Origin of the sequence: Bacteroides sp. OF04-15BH (assembly GCF_003477995.1) — a bacterium.
Lineage (GTDB): Bacteria > Bacteroidota > Bacteroidia > Bacteroidales > Bacteroidaceae > Paraprevotella.
This window is the reverse complement of record NZ_QUEM01000040.1, coordinates 1-14,688: the sequence shown is the minus strand read 5'-3', so window position 1 is coordinate 14,688 and position 14,688 is coordinate 1. Positions and strand designations below refer to the sequence as shown.

General features: G+C 48.7%; 14 protein-coding genes. 8 read left to right on the top strand and 6 right to left on the bottom strand.

The window, feature by feature from the left end:
* Positions 1-923: site-specific integrase (locus tag DXA74_RS13990; protein ID WP_233550566.1), on the bottom strand; the 923-nt coding region annotated here is incomplete at its 3' end.
* A gap of 350 nt (positions 924-1,273) precedes the next feature.
* On the opposite strand from DXA74_RS13990, the gene DXA74_RS13985 reads away from it, so the two are divergent.
* From DXA74_RS13985 to DXA74_RS13975, 3 genes are all read left to right on the top strand, one after another.
* A complete protein-coding gene (locus DXA74_RS13985) occupies positions 1,274-2,434 on the top strand; it encodes a TlpA disulfide reductase family protein (protein WP_118528638.1) in 1,161 nt (386 codons plus the stop codon).
* 168 nt (positions 2,435-2,602) lie between these two features.
* Positions 2,603-3,070 (top strand): transcription elongation factor GreA, encoded by a 468-nt coding sequence (greA, locus tag DXA74_RS13980; RefSeq protein ID WP_118528636.1) that lies wholly within the window; start codon positions 2,603-2,605, stop codon positions 3,068-3,070.
* Positions 3,071-3,096: 26 nt separating this feature from the next.
* Entirely contained in the window at positions 3,097-3,498 is a 402-nt protein-coding gene (locus DXA74_RS13975) for an HIT family protein (RefSeq protein ID WP_118528634.1), read from the top strand.
* 155 nt (positions 3,499-3,653) lie between these two features.
* On the opposite strand, the gene DXA74_RS13970 is transcribed toward DXA74_RS13975, so the two are convergent.
* The 5 genes from DXA74_RS13970 to DXA74_RS13950 form a co-directional block, all read right to left on the bottom strand.
* Complete coding sequence (locus DXA74_RS13970) at positions 3,654-4,610, bottom strand: hypothetical protein (protein ID WP_118528632.1); 957 nt, start codon at positions 4,608-4,610, stop codon at positions 3,654-3,656.
* Positions 4,611-4,683: 73 nt separating this feature from the next.
* Positions 4,684-4,932: a hypothetical protein gene (locus tag DXA74_RS13965; protein WP_147401135.1), complete on the bottom strand. Its 249-nt coding sequence runs from the start codon at positions 4,930-4,932 to the stop codon at positions 4,684-4,686.
* Positions 4,933-5,060: 128 nt separating this feature from the next.
* Complete coding sequence (locus DXA74_RS13960; RefSeq protein ID WP_118528628.1) at positions 5,061-6,224, bottom strand: M56 family metallopeptidase; 1,164 nt, start codon at positions 6,222-6,224, stop codon at positions 5,061-5,063.
* Positions 6,225-6,347: 123 nt separating this feature from the next.
* Entirely contained in the window at positions 6,348-6,716 is a 369-nt protein-coding gene (locus DXA74_RS13955; protein WP_118528626.1) for a BlaI/MecI/CopY family transcriptional regulator, read from the bottom strand.
* A gap of 106 nt (positions 6,717-6,822) precedes the next feature.
* Positions 6,823-8,280: a hypothetical protein gene (locus tag DXA74_RS13950; protein ID WP_118528624.1), complete on the bottom strand. Its 1,458-nt coding sequence runs from the start codon at positions 8,278-8,280 to the stop codon at positions 6,823-6,825.
* Positions 8,281-8,398: 118 nt separating this feature from the next.
* Between DXA74_RS13950 and DXA74_RS13945 the strand changes: the two genes are divergently transcribed.
* From DXA74_RS13945 to argB, 5 genes are all read left to right on the top strand, one after another.
* Positions 8,399-8,950 carry an NUDIX domain-containing protein gene (locus tag DXA74_RS13945; RefSeq protein ID WP_118528622.1) on the top strand — a complete coding sequence of 184 codons (552 nt, stop codon included), beginning with the start codon at positions 8,399-8,401 and terminating at the stop codon, positions 8,948-8,950.
* 105 nt (positions 8,951-9,055) lie between these two features.
* A complete protein-coding gene (gene topA / locus DXA74_RS13940) occupies positions 9,056-11,401 on the top strand; it encodes a type I DNA topoisomerase (RefSeq protein ID WP_118528620.1) in 2,346 nt (781 codons plus the stop codon).
* A complete protein-coding gene (locus DXA74_RS13935; RefSeq protein ID WP_118528618.1) occupies positions 11,398-11,934 on the top strand; it encodes a shikimate kinase in 537 nt (178 codons plus the stop codon). Before topA ends, DXA74_RS13935 begins: the two co-directional genes overlap by 4 nt.
* A complete protein-coding gene (gene speA / locus DXA74_RS13930; RefSeq protein ID WP_118528616.1) occupies positions 11,931-13,823 on the top strand; it encodes a biosynthetic arginine decarboxylase in 1,893 nt (630 codons plus the stop codon). The genes DXA74_RS13935 and speA overlap by 4 nt, the downstream gene beginning before the upstream one ends.
* 15 nt (positions 13,824-13,838) lie before the next feature.
* Complete coding sequence (gene argB / locus DXA74_RS13925) at positions 13,839-14,612, top strand: acetylglutamate kinase (protein WP_118528614.1); 774 nt, start codon at positions 13,839-13,841, stop codon at positions 14,610-14,612.
* Positions 14,613-14,688 lie beyond the last annotated feature (76 nt).

The window sequence follows — 14,688 nt, the reverse complement described above, 5'->3', positions numbered from 1 at the left end:
CGGTATTTGCCGATTATGCGGTTGGCGATGTCAAGCAGGCGGATGTTGGACACCACGCCCGTTTTCTGGCGGTTGATGTTTATCCACTCGTGTTCATCGAAATAGGTGCGGATATTCTCTTCCGTGAGGTTGCGCATATCCGAGAATGACAATCCGGTGAAAGCGCAGAACAGGTAGAGGTCACGGTACAGTTCCTGTTTGGCGTTTTTCAGTTTGCCCTCCATCAGCAGGCGGATTTCCTCTTTGGTAAGGAAACTGCGTGTCGTTTCCTCCTTCTTGATTTCATACTCGCGGAACGGGTCGCGCGTGAGCCACTCGTTGTTGATGGCGATGAATACCATCGGCCGTAGCGGGCAGACGTACAACCAGACGGTATTGGTGCAACAGTGCTTGTCCGTGCGCAGGAACATCTCGAAGTCGGAGATGAAAGCCGGGGTAAGCTCTTTCAGGGCGATGTCCTTCACATGGTAGCGGATGTCGAGGAACTCTTGCAGGTGCTTGTAAACGATACGGTACTTTTCCAGTGTGCCTTTGGCTTTCATGCCTGCCTCCACCTGTTTCTCATAGTCCTCGTTGTGCTGGCGGAACACCTGCATCAGCGTGTGATAGCGGTGTTCCAGTCCGAGAAAGGCGTTTTTCACCTTTTCCGCCGTGACGAAGTTGTCACGCTCCATGATTTCCTGATAGTGTCTGTTGATGCGTACCCGCATTTTGTCAAGCATACGGTTCGCTTCGAGTGCCGCCGTGCTTCTGCCCGTGACACGTCCCCCTTTGGTGTCCCACAGTTTCGGATCGACAGTCAGCTTGCAGCTGAACTGCGTCTGGCTGCCGTCCACCGTGATGCGTCCCATGACGGGAACTGTCCCGTCTTTTTTCACTACCTGACGCTTGAGGTAGTAGATTACTGAAAATGTACTCTTCATCGTCCTTAATTTTTTTGGTTTCCAAATTAGTTGGTGAAGAGTCCGGTGTCGGTACGCAAAACGGGGAGGAACGGCGCAATCTTTTTCCGTAAGCAAATTTTTCGCGTGAGTTGTCGGTAACTCACTATTCCTTAGCGTCTTGTTTCGTCATCCGTACCCGTTTGTCGCATTTTCGGGCATGGTTACGAACAAGTAACGTTGCGGCGTCAGGATTTGGCTTTGGCAGGGATTGTAATGGCTTCACGAATTTTCGCCACTTCAACTAAAACCCTTGTAACTCAATTCTATCACTATATCTTTCCGCATTTCACTTTTTTGTAGTAACTTTGCTTTTGCAAAATATTAAGTTCATGAAACCGAAAAAACTGAAATACTTATTTTTACCGCTGTGCCTGGCTGCCCTCACCACGGCCTGCTCGCAACAGGAAGAGGGCTTCACCGTGAGCGGACAGATTGCGGATGCCGACGACAAAATGCTTTATTTTGAAGCGCTTTCGCTCAACGGAGTACAGAAACTGGATTCCACCAAACTGGACAGCGACGGAGACTTCTCCTTCCACGGCGCGCGCCCGGAGAACCCGGAGTTCTACCGCATCCGTCTGGGCGAACAGATTATCAATCTGGCCGTTGACTCTACCGAAGAAATCCGCATCAAGGCCAACGCAACCGATATGGGCGCAAAATATTCGGTAGAGGGCTCGGAAAACTGTATCACTCTGCAAAAAATCGGACAAAAACAGATGAATGTGGAAAAGGGAATCCGCCAGCTGGTAAAGATCGAGAATATGACACTCGGCGAGAAAGAACGACGGATTACGGACTTGGTGCACCAATATAAAGAGGAACTGAAAAAGGATTTTATCCTGAACAACCCGGCGGCCCCGTCATCTTACTTTGCCCTGTTTCAGACCATTCACGGCGAACTGGTGTTCGACCCGGTGAACGATGCGGATGATGTGCGCTGGTTTGCCGCCGTGGCTACCGCCTGGGATAACCTCTATCCCGGATGCGCCCGAAGCGAGAACCTGAAAAACATCACCCTGCAAGGACAGCGCAACACGCGCCGCCCCAAACAAATTGACGTGGAAATCACCAACGAGAAAATCCGCGCCACGGGAATCATCGACCTCAGTCTGAAGGATATCAACGGACAGACACGGAATCTGTCGGACCTGAGAGGCAAGGTGGTGCTGCTCGACTTCACCGCTTATGCACTGCCCACCTCGAAAGAGCGCATTATGGAAATGCGTCAGCTCTATCAGGATTATCACGACCGTGGTCTGGAAATCTATCAGGTGTCAGTGGATGCCGGCGAACATTACTGGAAAACGGTAAGCGACCCGCTGCCGTGGATCTGTGTGTTTGATCCTCAGGGCACCGCCTCGGACAACCTCCTATTATATAATGTGCAGGAACTGCCCAGCAGTTTCCTCATCGACCGCAACAGCGACTTGAAGTGCCGTATCACTCCCGACACAAATACCCGTCAGGAAATAGAAAAACTCTTGTAAAACAGGCAGAAAGGATATTTTTAACCGAAAAGATTTGTTTTTTAGAATATAAACATTACCTTTGCAGTGTTAAGATTTTAAACAAAGGGTTCCGGCAGGTTCTTGCCGGAATTCTTTTGTTTTTATCACCAATAATATTTTTAGAAAATCATAAAAACAGAAAGGAATATGGCTTACATGTCACAAGAGGGCTACGACAAACTTGTAGCTCAATTAAAGGAAATGGAAACAGTTCAGCGCCCGGCAGCATCAGCAGCCATCGCCGAAGCACGCGATAAGGGCGACTTGAGTGAGAACGCAGAATACGACGCAGCAAAAGAGCACCAGGCCATGCTGGAAAGCAAGATCAGCCAGCTGAAAGCCATCATCGGCGATGCCAAGATTATCGACACTTCAAAACTGGATACCAGCACTGTGCAGATTCTCTCAAAAGTAGAGATGAAGAACGTGAAGACCGGCATGAAGATGTCTTACACCATCGTATCGGAAACGGAAGCCAACCTGAAGGAAGGCAAGATTTCTATCCAGACTCCGATCGCGCAGGGACTGCTGGGCAAGAAGGTAGGCGATATCGCCGAAATCAAAATCCCACAGGGTATCATCAACCTGGAGATCCTGAGCATTTCATTCGAATAACAGAACTTTTATAACTGCATCACATTATGGCAACAATATTCACCAAAATAGCAAACGGAGAGATCCCGAGCTATAAATGTGCCGAGAACGAACAGTTCTATGCTTTTCTCGACATCAACCCGCTGGTAAAAGGACACACTTTGGTCATTCCAAAGCGTGAAGTGGACTATATCTTCGACCTGACTGACGAGGAAATCGCAGCCATGCAGGTGTTTGCCAAGCATGTGGCTATCGCCATCAAGAAGGCTTTCCCTTGCATCAAGGTGGGTCAGGCCGTACTGGGACTGGAAGTGCCGCATGCACACATCCACTTGATTCCGATGCAGAGCGAGAAGGATATGCTCTTCAGCAACCCGAAACTGTCTCTCTCTCCAGAGGAGTTTCAGAGCATTGCCGAGGCAATCCGCAAGAATTTTGAAAACGAATAAGGATTTTTCCTTTTCCGGGAAAACGGAAAAGAACACATTTTTATCAAACACGAAGCAGGAAGACGGAACGAACCGTTCTTCCTGCTTCGTGTTTTTATAGACAATGTCTGTTTCCGGTCTTTCTTTGATTGTTTTTCGAAAGCCTCCTTGACTTACTATCGCAAGGCGCTCAGATCAAGATGCACACGACAATAGCAGGAAGCATTCTGATTCTGTTTCTTGACCGGAATCAGGGGCTGCAAGGCCGCAAAAGCCTTTGCGAGCGCCTGCTCAAAAGCACCGCGCTGCGAATCTAACACCCGGAAATAATGTATCTCTCCCTTATCAGTCAACCAGAATTCACACACATAGCTGTCTTTGTCGGCTCCCGGACAAGTGGAAAGCTGCTTTTTCAGATTGGCAACGAAACCTTCCGGCCATTGGGGGAAAGCCGAATATTCCGATCCGTGGAACACTTGCAGACGAGGCTTCCACACGCCGGCCTTCTCATCCTTTCCCTGTGGATTGTCCGTAAACTGGCGGGCTTCATAATGGACGAGCGCGGACAACCAGTCGGCGGAATCCTTCAAAATGGAATCTTTATCAAAGTAATGAGTATAGACAGCAGACTCGGCAATCTCCGGGAATGTCACCTGCTTGAAAAGCACTGCTTTATACAACCGAGCCGTATCGGCATATTGAGGGTCTTGAAGCAGACTGTCTATCGAACGCTCATAGGCATCCCGACCATAAAGATAAAGAATGCAGAGTGTACGGTTCAGAGCATCCTGATACAAAGGACGTACTTGCAACAGGGAATCATAAATATGCAGCGACCGACGGATTTCGGGAACAGCTGCCTCCTCTTGGCCGTCACAATAAAGCATGGCTCCTTTCACAAAAGGAATATGAGGATAGTCGGGAGCTATCCGCTCACATTTCTCAAGCGCCCAAAAAGCCGAATCAAACTGACGAACACCCAAATACCATGCAGCTTCAGTCAGAAGTACACTGTCTTTATAGGCCTTGGAATAAGGAGAAACCGGTTGCGCCGAATGCTGGCATCCCCAAAATGAAAAGCCTCCATAAAGCACAAGAAGGCTAAAGATGATTTTTCTCGTAATTTTTTCCATATTCTTTTGATTTATATTATGTCCAGATGTTTTCTCCTCAACCACCATAAAAAAGACAGCAGATGCCTGACACTCAATTCGAGAACAGTTCTTTCAACGAATATTTGTTGATGCAAAGAGAATCCCCTTTCTTGCCGAGCAGATACAGATAATCACCGGCAATCTTTTTGTGCTCCTCGGGATTACCTTCCGAAGAAGCCATCATCACTTCTCCCGTATCCTGACGATACAGTTCCTTGCTTCGTTTGATTTCCTTTCCCTGATATCCAAAAGGCAACAGGATATTTTCCTCTCCCCGAACCCGAAACAAAGGAAATAACATGAAAGCAAATAATGCAAAGGGAAACAAATACCAGTTTCTGACACCTGCCCATTGGTTGCTTTAGATCTTTTTCATAATCAAGCAATTATTACAGTTTATAAAAAGTCAAGGAGCGAAAGTCCTTACCATCATTCCAGCACAAATTTAATTGGAAGACTGTACTTGACATCCACATTTCTCCCCCGGTGTCGCCCGGCAATCCAAAGAGGCATTTCCCGGATAAGCCGAAGAGCCTCTGCATCTAATAAAGGATGTGCGCTTCGGGACACTCTCGGATAAATAATCTGTCCGCCCTTGTTCACAATAAAGGTTACAAGCACCCAGCCTTCAATACCTTGAGCAGCTGCTTCGGGAGGGTAAACAAGGTTCTTGTCAACATATCTCCTCAACGCTGTTTCTCCTCCGACAAAAGATGGAATATGGTCCACTTTTGTATATATTGTTTGTATTGAAGTATCTGATAAAGAAACTGCCAGCGGTTTCTTGCTCTCCGAGTCCATAAACTGTTCCGAATTGGAAAACGCCAACAAAAACAGGGATAAAGCAGCTACCGGCAACGCATACAGACATCTGGTCCATCTCCAAAAACCGGACGACCTGCGCTGCATCATCAGAATACGTTTCTTCAAAGAATGATGACCGAAACGATTTGTCAAGGTATAGAACTCAGGACCGGCTGCCTTTTGTATCAGCAACAACTGATAGTCACGAGCATCGAAACCATGTGACAGGACATACTGGTCGGCTTCATATTCATGCACTAAAGACAAATCTCTCTTCAAAAGCCACGCCGCGGGATTGAACCACTGAATGCAAAGCAACAGCTCTGCCTGAAGCAGATCCCAAGAATGATGCAACAAGACATGGGCATGCTCATGAGCCACAACCGCACGCTGTGATTCTGCACTCTCCTCAGAAAGAATAATATGCCCCAACCAACTGAAAGGACTGATCTTTCCAGGATATACAAAAACAACGCATCCGTCAGGAAGAACTTTCCGATGGCATTGACGCAAAATACGACTCAAATAAAAGAACATGACTATATTCTTCAGGAGCATCAAGGCAACAGCCAGAAAATAAATCACGGTAAGTATCTCCCACAAGGAAGTTCCCGAGTCTGTATCGGTCTGATTGGAGAAGGAAACAACCAGATAGTCTTGTATCGGAGCTTCCCAAACAGGAAAAGCATCTCCGGAAACCGACAATGCTTCAGTACCCCATTCCGGAAGTTCCAATAAAGGCAAACACACGGCAAGCCATAATGAACCCAACAGCATGATCCGCTGCATCCGATGAAAATTTCTTTCCGGAGAAAAAGCCAGTAGAACACTTCATAAAGGGCCAGACAGACGGATGATTCAATCAGATAGTAAAACAGTGTTTCCATGATATGCAGGTATTATTTTCTTTCCTTAGTCTTTCTTTTTTCCTTCTTCCACCGAACGAATCAGTTCCTTCAGTTCTTCAACCGAAACATCTTCTTCTTCGACAAAAGCCGACACAACTCCCAGAAAAGAATTGTTGAAATATTTCCCGATAATTCCCCGCAAGGTTTTCCGCTTGAATTCCTCCTTTGAGACAATCGGATGGTACTGATAAGAATTTCCGTAGGCCGTATGTCCCAAAAAGCCTTTCTCTTCCAACCCACGTACGATGGTAGAAAGGGTATTGAAATGCGGACGCGGTTCCTCATAGAACTCAAGCAACTGTTTCACAAACAAAGGACCCTTTTCCCAAAAGAATCCCATAATCTCTTCTTCTTTTTTTGTCAACGACTTCATAATCCTCTGGTTTGTTTTTTCAAATAACGGTATTTTTCAGTTTATACAACTAATTATCATAGTTAAACAATGCAAACAACCTGATTTTTAATAGAAATAACCGTTTTTACCACTCGCGGACTTGCTTCAAACCGCGACGGTTCACCTCCAGACGATAACGCTTGTAGTAAATATGCCCCTGATAACTGAACTGAACGATGAACACCAAGTGATACAGCCGTTCTACCTGCACTTCCTGAAAATCTCCCGTTTTCTGGAACACCGGTACCCCTGTATGCGGATTATCCATACGACGCAAAAAATCCTTCAGATTGATACGGATTATCTCATTCACTCCGGGAAAGGCATAACGGCTGAGCCGCGACAGACGGCGACCGAAAAGAATCATGCGGCGCCGGTACAGCAGGATGGATTCGGGAGGAACCGAATCGGGATCTTCTTCACCCTGCATGCGCAGATTCTTCACTTCTTCGGGAATACGGGTTTCATTCACAAAATCAAAGCCTTCCTTACCCTGGCCGATATATTTTCCGCGCATGTCGAGCTTGGTGCGATAGTCATAATATTTGCTGCCCAGCTTATTGGCGAACCAATAGCGCAGGAAGTCTTTGATGCGGTCTTTAAACATATAACTCACCACCAAAGCAATAAACAGCGGACGGGTGAAGTTACCGTAAGTCTGCTGAAAGGAAAACGACACAATGGTAGCAAAGATCATACTCAGTCCCGCCGCCAGCATAAACAGAATCTGCTGTGCCAGAAAAGTGTTGTTTTTCTTACGGACAAAAAGATACAGGTCGCTCTCCACAAAACGGCGCAATGCGGACATCTGTTTGAGATACTCCTGATTGCGCAACTTGTCACGCAACATCGGCACGGGATATCCCTGTGCCGTCAGGTATTCCTGCTCCGGCTCAAAATAAGAGACAAACAGATTCTGCACCGCCTCGCGTATCGGGCGGTGGTGTTCCTTCATCACCGTGGACACTTTGCTCAGATAGAAGGCAACCGTACAGGCGATATAGGCATCGGTTTTCCGGAAGGCAGAGGGCGCTTCAACCGAAGCATCAGTCTGACTCTTCGGAAGGAACAGCGTACGCAAACGGGACTGCACAAAGGCTATATCCTGAAAGGTTTCGGTAAGCAGGGAAAGTGCGCGCCCGGAATCCTTCTCCAACGCCAAGGCCCTGCCCCGTGAACGCAAGGCACTGCGCACGATATTGCCCAACATCTTCAGCTGATGCTCCAGTTCTTTCCGGTTCTCCAAAGAGGCATCGCGACGATAATTCTCCCAGGAAGCCGCAAGCAACTGAAAAGGCGGACAGTCCGCTTCCACCAGCTCGTGCAGCGAATAGATGGGAGTCATCAGACGGATGTGCGAACGCGTGTCGCGATAAAAATCTGATTTTGTGTAAGTTTTTTGGTTGATATACAAGGAATCCGGTATGAACACCCAAGTGTTCATAACAAAATCACTCACCGGAAAGCGCTGGTCGCCGTGAGAATATCCCACTTTCATCTCCAGGGTGAACTGATCATGCTTCTTCGTCTCAATATTCAGCATGGCGGTATCGGATTTACGGGATTCCCTTACAAATATAATTTTTCTGCTTTGATATACAAAATCTTGATTTTAAAAAAGAAATATATAACTTTGTTTTCCACTAAAAAACATCGAATTCATGGAAAATCAGGAACATCCATTCAAGCAGTTTTTATTCTGCCCCAAATGCGGTTCGCAGGACTTTGTGATTCACGACAGCAAGTCGAAACACTGCAATTCATGCGGGTTTACCTACTATTTCAACCCGAGTACGGCCTCTGTGGCCGTGATTGTCAACGAGCGGAACGAACTGCTTGTATGCCGACGGGGAAAGGAACCGGCACGCGGCACGCTGGACCTGCCGGGCGGTTTTTGTGACTGTTTTGAAACAGCAGAACAGGGAGTGATCCGCGAAGTGAAGGAAGAAACCGGACTGGATGTCCGTGAAACGCACTACCTGTTCTCATTGCCCAATCTGTATCTCTACTCGGGCTTTATGGTCCATACGCTGGACCTGTTTTTCGTGTGCGTGGCACCCGATCACCGCACGCTGAAGGCGATGGATGATGTGGCCGACAGTTTTTGGGTTCCTCTGAACGAAATTTCTCCCGAGGCTTTCGGACTTCAGTCCGTGCAGAAGGGCATCCGGATGATTCTGGAAGGGAATCTGCTGGCTCCTTATCTCAAATAAAAAATAAAAAAATAGGAAGACCGAGAAAAAAAAAACAATATATAAGGTGTATCTAGCTTTTTTTTCTACTTTTGCGCCCGATATATTTTTAATATAATAAATACGATGCAAAAGAATCTGGTTATCGTGGAGTCTCCTGCCAAGGCAAAGACGATCGAGAAGTTTTTAGGATCTGACTACAAAGTTTTATCGAGTTACGGACATATCCGCGATCTGAAAAAGAAAGAATTCAGTATAGATACAAACACATTTACCCCAGAATATGAAATCCCCGATGAGAAAGCCAAACTGGTGAACGAACTGAAAAGTCAGGCTGAGAAAGCCGAAACGGTGTGGCTGGCATCCGATGAGGACCGCGAAGGAGAAGCCATCTCCTGGCATTTATACGAGGTGCTGAATCTGAAACCAGAGCATACCAAGCGTATTGTTTTTCATGAAATTACCAAACCGGCCATTCTCTCGGCCATAGAACATCCCCGACAGATTGATCTGAACCTGGTCAACGCGCAGCAGGCGCGCCGTGTGCTCGACCGCATTGTGGGTTTCAAGCTGTCGCCCGTACTCTGGAAAAAGGTAAAACCGGCTCTGTCTGCCGGACGCGTACAAAGCGTGGCCGTGCGCCTGATTGTGGAGAAAGAGCGCGAAATCCAGCAGTTCAAGAGCGAAGCCAACTACCGTGTAACCGCTCTGTTTGAGGTACCGGAAAGCAAAACCGAAATCAAGGCGGAACTGAGCCAGCGCTTCAAGACCAAAGAAGAGGCCATGGCCTTTCTGGAAAGCTGCAAGCAAGCTGCCTTCCGTATTGACGACATTGCCACCCGTCCGCAGAAGCGCACTCCGTCGGCACCGTTCACCACTTCTACCCTGCAACAGGAAGCGGCTCACAAGTTGGGCTTTACCGTGGCACAGACCATGATGATTGCCCAAAAGCTTTATGAGTCCGGAAAGATTACCTACATGCGTACCGACTCGGTGAACCTGTCGTCACTCTGTATCAACGCCTGCATCCAGGTGATTACGGACTCTATGGGAAGCCAGTATGTGAAGAGCCGCCAGTTCCAGACCAAATCCAAAGGAGCACAGGAAGCACACGAAGCAATCCGTCCTACCTACATGGACCAGACCGAGATTGACGGTACTCCACAGGAGAAGCGTCTCTATGACCTGATCTGGAAGAGAACCATCGCCTCACAGATGGCCGATGCCGAACTGGAAAAGACAACCGTTTCCATCCAGTCGGACAAGAGCCAATATACTTTCGTTGCCACCGGAGAGGTCATCAAGTTCGACGGTTTCCTGAAAGTGTACCGCGAGACCCGTGACGAGGATGCCGAAGCCAACGATACGGAAAGCGGACTGCTGCCGCCTCTGAGCATCGGCGAAACCCTGAACCGCAAAGAGGTTACCGCCACACAACGGTTCTCACAGCATCCGCCAAGATACAACGAAGCCAGCCTGGTGAAAAAGCTCGAAGAGCTGGGCATCGGCCGTCCTTCTACTTACGCACCGACCATCAGCACCATACAGCAGCGTGAATACGTGACCAAGGGAGACAAGAGCGGTGAAGAAAAAGAACAGACCACTCTGATGCTGAAACAGGATCAGATCAGCGAGACGACGAAGCAGACCATCATCGGAGCCGAAAGAAACAAGCTGATTCCTACCGATGTGGGTATCGTCGTGAACGACTTCCTGTTGCAGTTCTTCCCTGAAATCATGGACTATAACTTCACGGCCGAAGTAGAAAAGCGATTTGACGAAGTGGCCGAAGGAAAGACGGAATGGACCAAGTTGATGCAGGATTTCTATCAGGAATTCTCTCCGCTGGTGGAAAAGACCCTGAACGTGAAGTCGGAACACAAAGTGGGCGAACGCGAACTGGGTACAGATCCGAAATCCGGAAAACCGGTGTTTGTCAAGATCGGACGTTTCGGTCCGGTGGTACAGATCGGCAGCGCCGACGACAAGGAAAAACCGCGCTTTGCCCAGATGAAGCAGGGACAGAGCATGGAAACCATCACACTCGAAGAAGCACTCGACCTGTTCAAACTGCCGCGCACACTCGGTGAATTCGAAGGTACAGAGGTGAGTGTCGGTGCCGGACGCTTCGGTCCTTATATTCTGCACGACAAGAAATATGTGTCTATTCCTGCCGGAAAAGATCCGCTGAGCATTACGCTCGACGAGGCGGTGACCCTGATTCAGGAAAAGAGAAAGGCCGAAGAAGAGCGCCATCTCAAGACATTTACCGAGGAGCCGGAACTGGAAATCCTCAACGGCCGCTACGGTCCTTACCTGGCTTATAAGGGCAAGAACTACCGCCTGCCGAAGAATCTGGCGGAGAAAGCCCGCGACCTGTCGCTCGAAGAGTGCCTGGAAGTGATCAAGGAGCAGGACGAGAAACCGGCCAAGACTACAAGAAGCAAAAGAACTTATACAAAAAAGAAATGACAAGAATCATCCTCATTGGTTATATGGGAGCCGGCAAGACCACACTCGGTAAGGCCCTGGCCCGCGAAATGAACGTACAGTTCTGCGATCTGGACTGGTTCATCGAAGAGCGTTATCACCGCACCATCCAGCAGATTTTCGACGAGAAAGGCGAAGCCGGATTCCGCGATATCGAAAGAAAGATGCTCTACGAGGTAGCCGATTTTGAGAATATCGTCATTTCCTGTGGCGGAGGTACTCCCTGTTTCTTCGACAACATTGAGTTCATGAACTCCAAGGCACAGACCGTGTATCTCAAGGCCACTCCTGAAATTCTTTTCCAGCACCTGAAGATGGGAAAGAACGAACGCCCCCTGCTGAAGAACAAGACCGATGAGGAACTGATGCAATACATCACGGAATCACTGGCCAAGAGAGAACCGTTCTACAGCAAGGCCGATTACATTTTTGACATTACATTATTAAACAGCATAGATAGAATCAAGGACTCCGTCCGTTTAATTCAGGAACTACTTAACAAACAAGCAGAATGAGAAAATGGCGTATTGAAGACTCAGAAGAGCTCTACAACATCAATGGTTGGGGAGTGAACTACTTCGGTATCAACGAGAAAGGTAACGTTTATGTTACACCTCGAAAAGACAGCGTGCAGGTCGACCTGAAAGAACTGGTCAACGAACTGGCCCTACATGATGTATCCGTGCCCGTATTGCTCCGTTTCCCGGACATTCTGGACAACCGGATCGAAAAGACCAGCACCTGCTTCGAAAAGGCAGCCAAAGAGTATGATTTCAAGGCAGAGAACTTTATCATCTACCCCATCAAGGTGAACCAGATGCGCCCCGTGGTAGAAGAAATCATCAGCCACGGAAAGAAGTTCAACCTGGGCCTTGAAGCCGGTTCCAAACCCGAACTGCATGCCGTGATTGCAGTGAACACAGATTCTGACTCTCCGATTATCTGCAACGGATACAAAGATCAGAACTACATCGAACTGGCTCTGCTGGCACAGAAAATGGGCAAGAGAATCTTCCTGGTTGTGGAGAAGCTCAACGAACTGAACATCATTGCCCGTGTGTCCAAAAAACTGAACGTGACTCCGAACATCGGTATCCGCATCAAGCTGGCCTCGTCAGGTAGCGGCAAATGGGAGGAAAGCGGCGGCGACGCCAGCAAGTTCGGTCTTACTTCCAGCGAATTGCTCGAAGCGCTCGACTTCCTGGAGAAGAACAACATGAAGGAATGCCTCAAGCTGATTCACTTCCACATCGGAAGCCAGATTACCAAGATACGCCGCATCCAGACTGCTCTGAGAGAGGCTTCACAATTCTACGTGCAGCTGCACAAGATGGGCTACAACGTGGAGTTTGTGGACTGCGGTGGCGGACTGGGAGTGGACTACGACGGTACCAAATCCAGCAACAGCGAGAGTTCCGTGAACTACAGCATTCAGGAATATGTCAACGACTGTGTCTATACTTTCGTAGAAGCAGCCAACAAGAACAATATCCCTCACCCGAACCTGATTACCGAAAGCGGACGCTCACTGTCGGCACATCACTCGGTGCTCATCATGCAGGTTCTGGAAACAGCCTCCCTGCCTAAGATGGACGACAACTGGGAACCGGCTCCGGATGCCCACCAGCTCGTGAAGGATATGTACGAAATCTGGGATCATCTGAACCCGAGAACGCTGTTGGAGGACTGGCACGATGCCCAGCAGATCCGCGAGGAATCGCTCGACCTGTTCAGCCACGGCATTGTGGACTTGAGAACACGCGCCGACATTGAAAGCATGTACTGGAGCGTAACTCGCGAGGTAAACATGCTGGCCCAAAGCCAGAAGCATATTCCGGAAGAACTTTGGACATTGGACAAGCTGCTGGCCGACAAATATTTCTGCAACTTCTCTCTGTTCCAGAGCCTGCCGGATTCCTGGGCCATTGACCAGTTGTTCCCGATCATGCCTATCCAGCGCCTGAACGAACGTCCGGAGCGCCAGGCTACCTTGCAGGACATCACCTGCGACTCCGACGGTAAGATTGCCAACTTCGTGACAAACAGTTACCTGTCGCACAGCCTGCCGGTGCACAAACTCAAACCGGGCGAGCCTTATTATCTGGCCGTATTCCTGGTAGGTGCCTATCAGGAGATTCTGGGTGATATGCACAATCTGTTCGGCGACACCAATGCCGTACACATCACCGTGAACGAGAAGGGATATTCCATTGACAAGACCATCGACGGAGAAACCGTAGCCGAAGTGTTGGAATACGTGCAGTACGAACCGAAGAAACTGGTACGCCGCCTCGAAATATGGGTATCACGCTCCATTCAAGAGGGCAAGATCTCGCTCGAAGAGGGTAAGGAGTTCCTGAACAACTACCGCTCCGGTCTGTACGGTTATACTTATCTGGAATAAAAAGGCATTATGACAATGAAAAAGAAACTTACTGTAATCAAAGTGGGCGGAAAGATTGTTGAAGAGGAAGCTACCCTGAAACAGTTTCTCGACGACTTTGCCCGCGTAGAAGGATATAAAGTGCTGGTGCACGGTGGCGGCCGTTCGGCTACCAAAATCGCTGCCCAGCTTGGCATCGAAAGCCGCATGGTAAACGGACGCCGCATCACCGACGCGCAGACGCTGCAAGTGGTGACTATGGTGTATGGCGGACTGGTCAACAAGAATATTGTGGCCGGACTTCAGGCCCGGGGCGTGAATGCGCTGGGACTTACCGGTGCCGACATGAATGTGATCCGCTCGCACAAACGTCCGGTGAAGGACATCGACTATGGTTTTGTAGGCGATGTGGACCAGGCTGACGGCGAGATGCTTTCCCAACTGATTGACAAGGGAATCGTGCCGGTTATGGCACCACTCACCCACGACGGACAGGGACAGATGCTCAACACCAACGCCGATACCATTGCCGGAGAAACCGCCAAGGCACTGGCTCCTTACTTCGATGTGACTCTGGTGTACTGTTTCGAAAAGAAAGGGGTGCTGCGCGACGCCAATGATGAGGATAGCGTCATCGCCCACCTGAACGAAGCCGACTTCAAGAAATACGTTGAAGAAGGCATCATCCAGGACGGAATGATTCCCAAACTGGAGAACGCATTCCAGGCCATTCACTCGGGTGTCAGCAAGGTGAACATCACCATGGCCACCGCCATCGACGGTACGCAAGGAACCATTATTGAAAAATAATTCAGAAAATAAATCTCTGAGAACAAACAACTTATAAAAAAACCTGTTGGCGGAATTAAAAAACCGCCTGAAAATT

What these genes read in the sequence shown, in the direction of transcription:
- DXA74_RS13935 (WP_118528618.1), top strand. Translation starts at nt 11,398, where the DNA reads ATGACAAGAATCATCCTCATTGGTTATATGGGAGCCGGCAAGACCACA.
- argB (WP_118528614.1), top strand. Translation starts at nt 13,839, where the DNA reads ATGAAAAAGAAACTTACTGTAATCAAAGTGGGCGGAAAGATTGTTGAA.
- DXA74_RS13985 (WP_118528638.1), top strand. Translation starts at nt 1,274, where the DNA reads ATGAAACCGAAAAAACTGAAATACTTATTTTTACCGCTGTGCCTGGCT.
- DXA74_RS13945 (WP_118528622.1), top strand. Translation starts at nt 8,399, where the DNA reads ATGGAAAATCAGGAACATCCATTCAAGCAGTTTTTATTCTGCCCCAAA.
- greA (WP_118528636.1), top strand. Translation starts at nt 2,603, where the DNA reads ATGGCTTACATGTCACAAGAGGGCTACGACAAACTTGTAGCTCAATTA.
- DXA74_RS13965 (WP_147401135.1), bottom strand. Translation starts at nt 4,932, where the DNA reads ATGTTATTTCCTTTGTTTCGGGTTCGGGGAGAGGAAAATATCCTGTTG.
- DXA74_RS13960 (WP_118528628.1), bottom strand. Translation starts at nt 6,224, where the DNA reads ATGCAGCGGATCATGCTGTTGGGTTCATTATGGCTTGCCGTGTGTTTG.
- DXA74_RS13955 (WP_118528626.1), bottom strand. Translation starts at nt 6,716, where the DNA reads ATGAAGTCGTTGACAAAAAAAGAAGAAGAGATTATGGGATTCTTTTGG.
- DXA74_RS13970 (WP_118528632.1), bottom strand. Translation starts at nt 4,610, where the DNA reads ATGGAAAAAATTACGAGAAAAATCATCTTTAGCCTTCTTGTGCTTTAT.
- DXA74_RS13950 (WP_118528624.1), bottom strand. Translation starts at nt 8,280, where the DNA reads ATGCTGAATATTGAGACGAAGAAGCATGATCAGTTCACCCTGGAGATG.
- DXA74_RS13975 (WP_118528634.1), top strand. Translation starts at nt 3,097, where the DNA reads ATGGCAACAATATTCACCAAAATAGCAAACGGAGAGATCCCGAGCTAT.
- topA (WP_118528620.1), top strand. Translation starts at nt 9,056, where the DNA reads ATGCAAAAGAATCTGGTTATCGTGGAGTCTCCTGCCAAGGCAAAGACG.
- speA (WP_118528616.1), top strand. Translation starts at nt 11,931, where the DNA reads ATGAGAAAATGGCGTATTGAAGACTCAGAAGAGCTCTACAACATCAAT.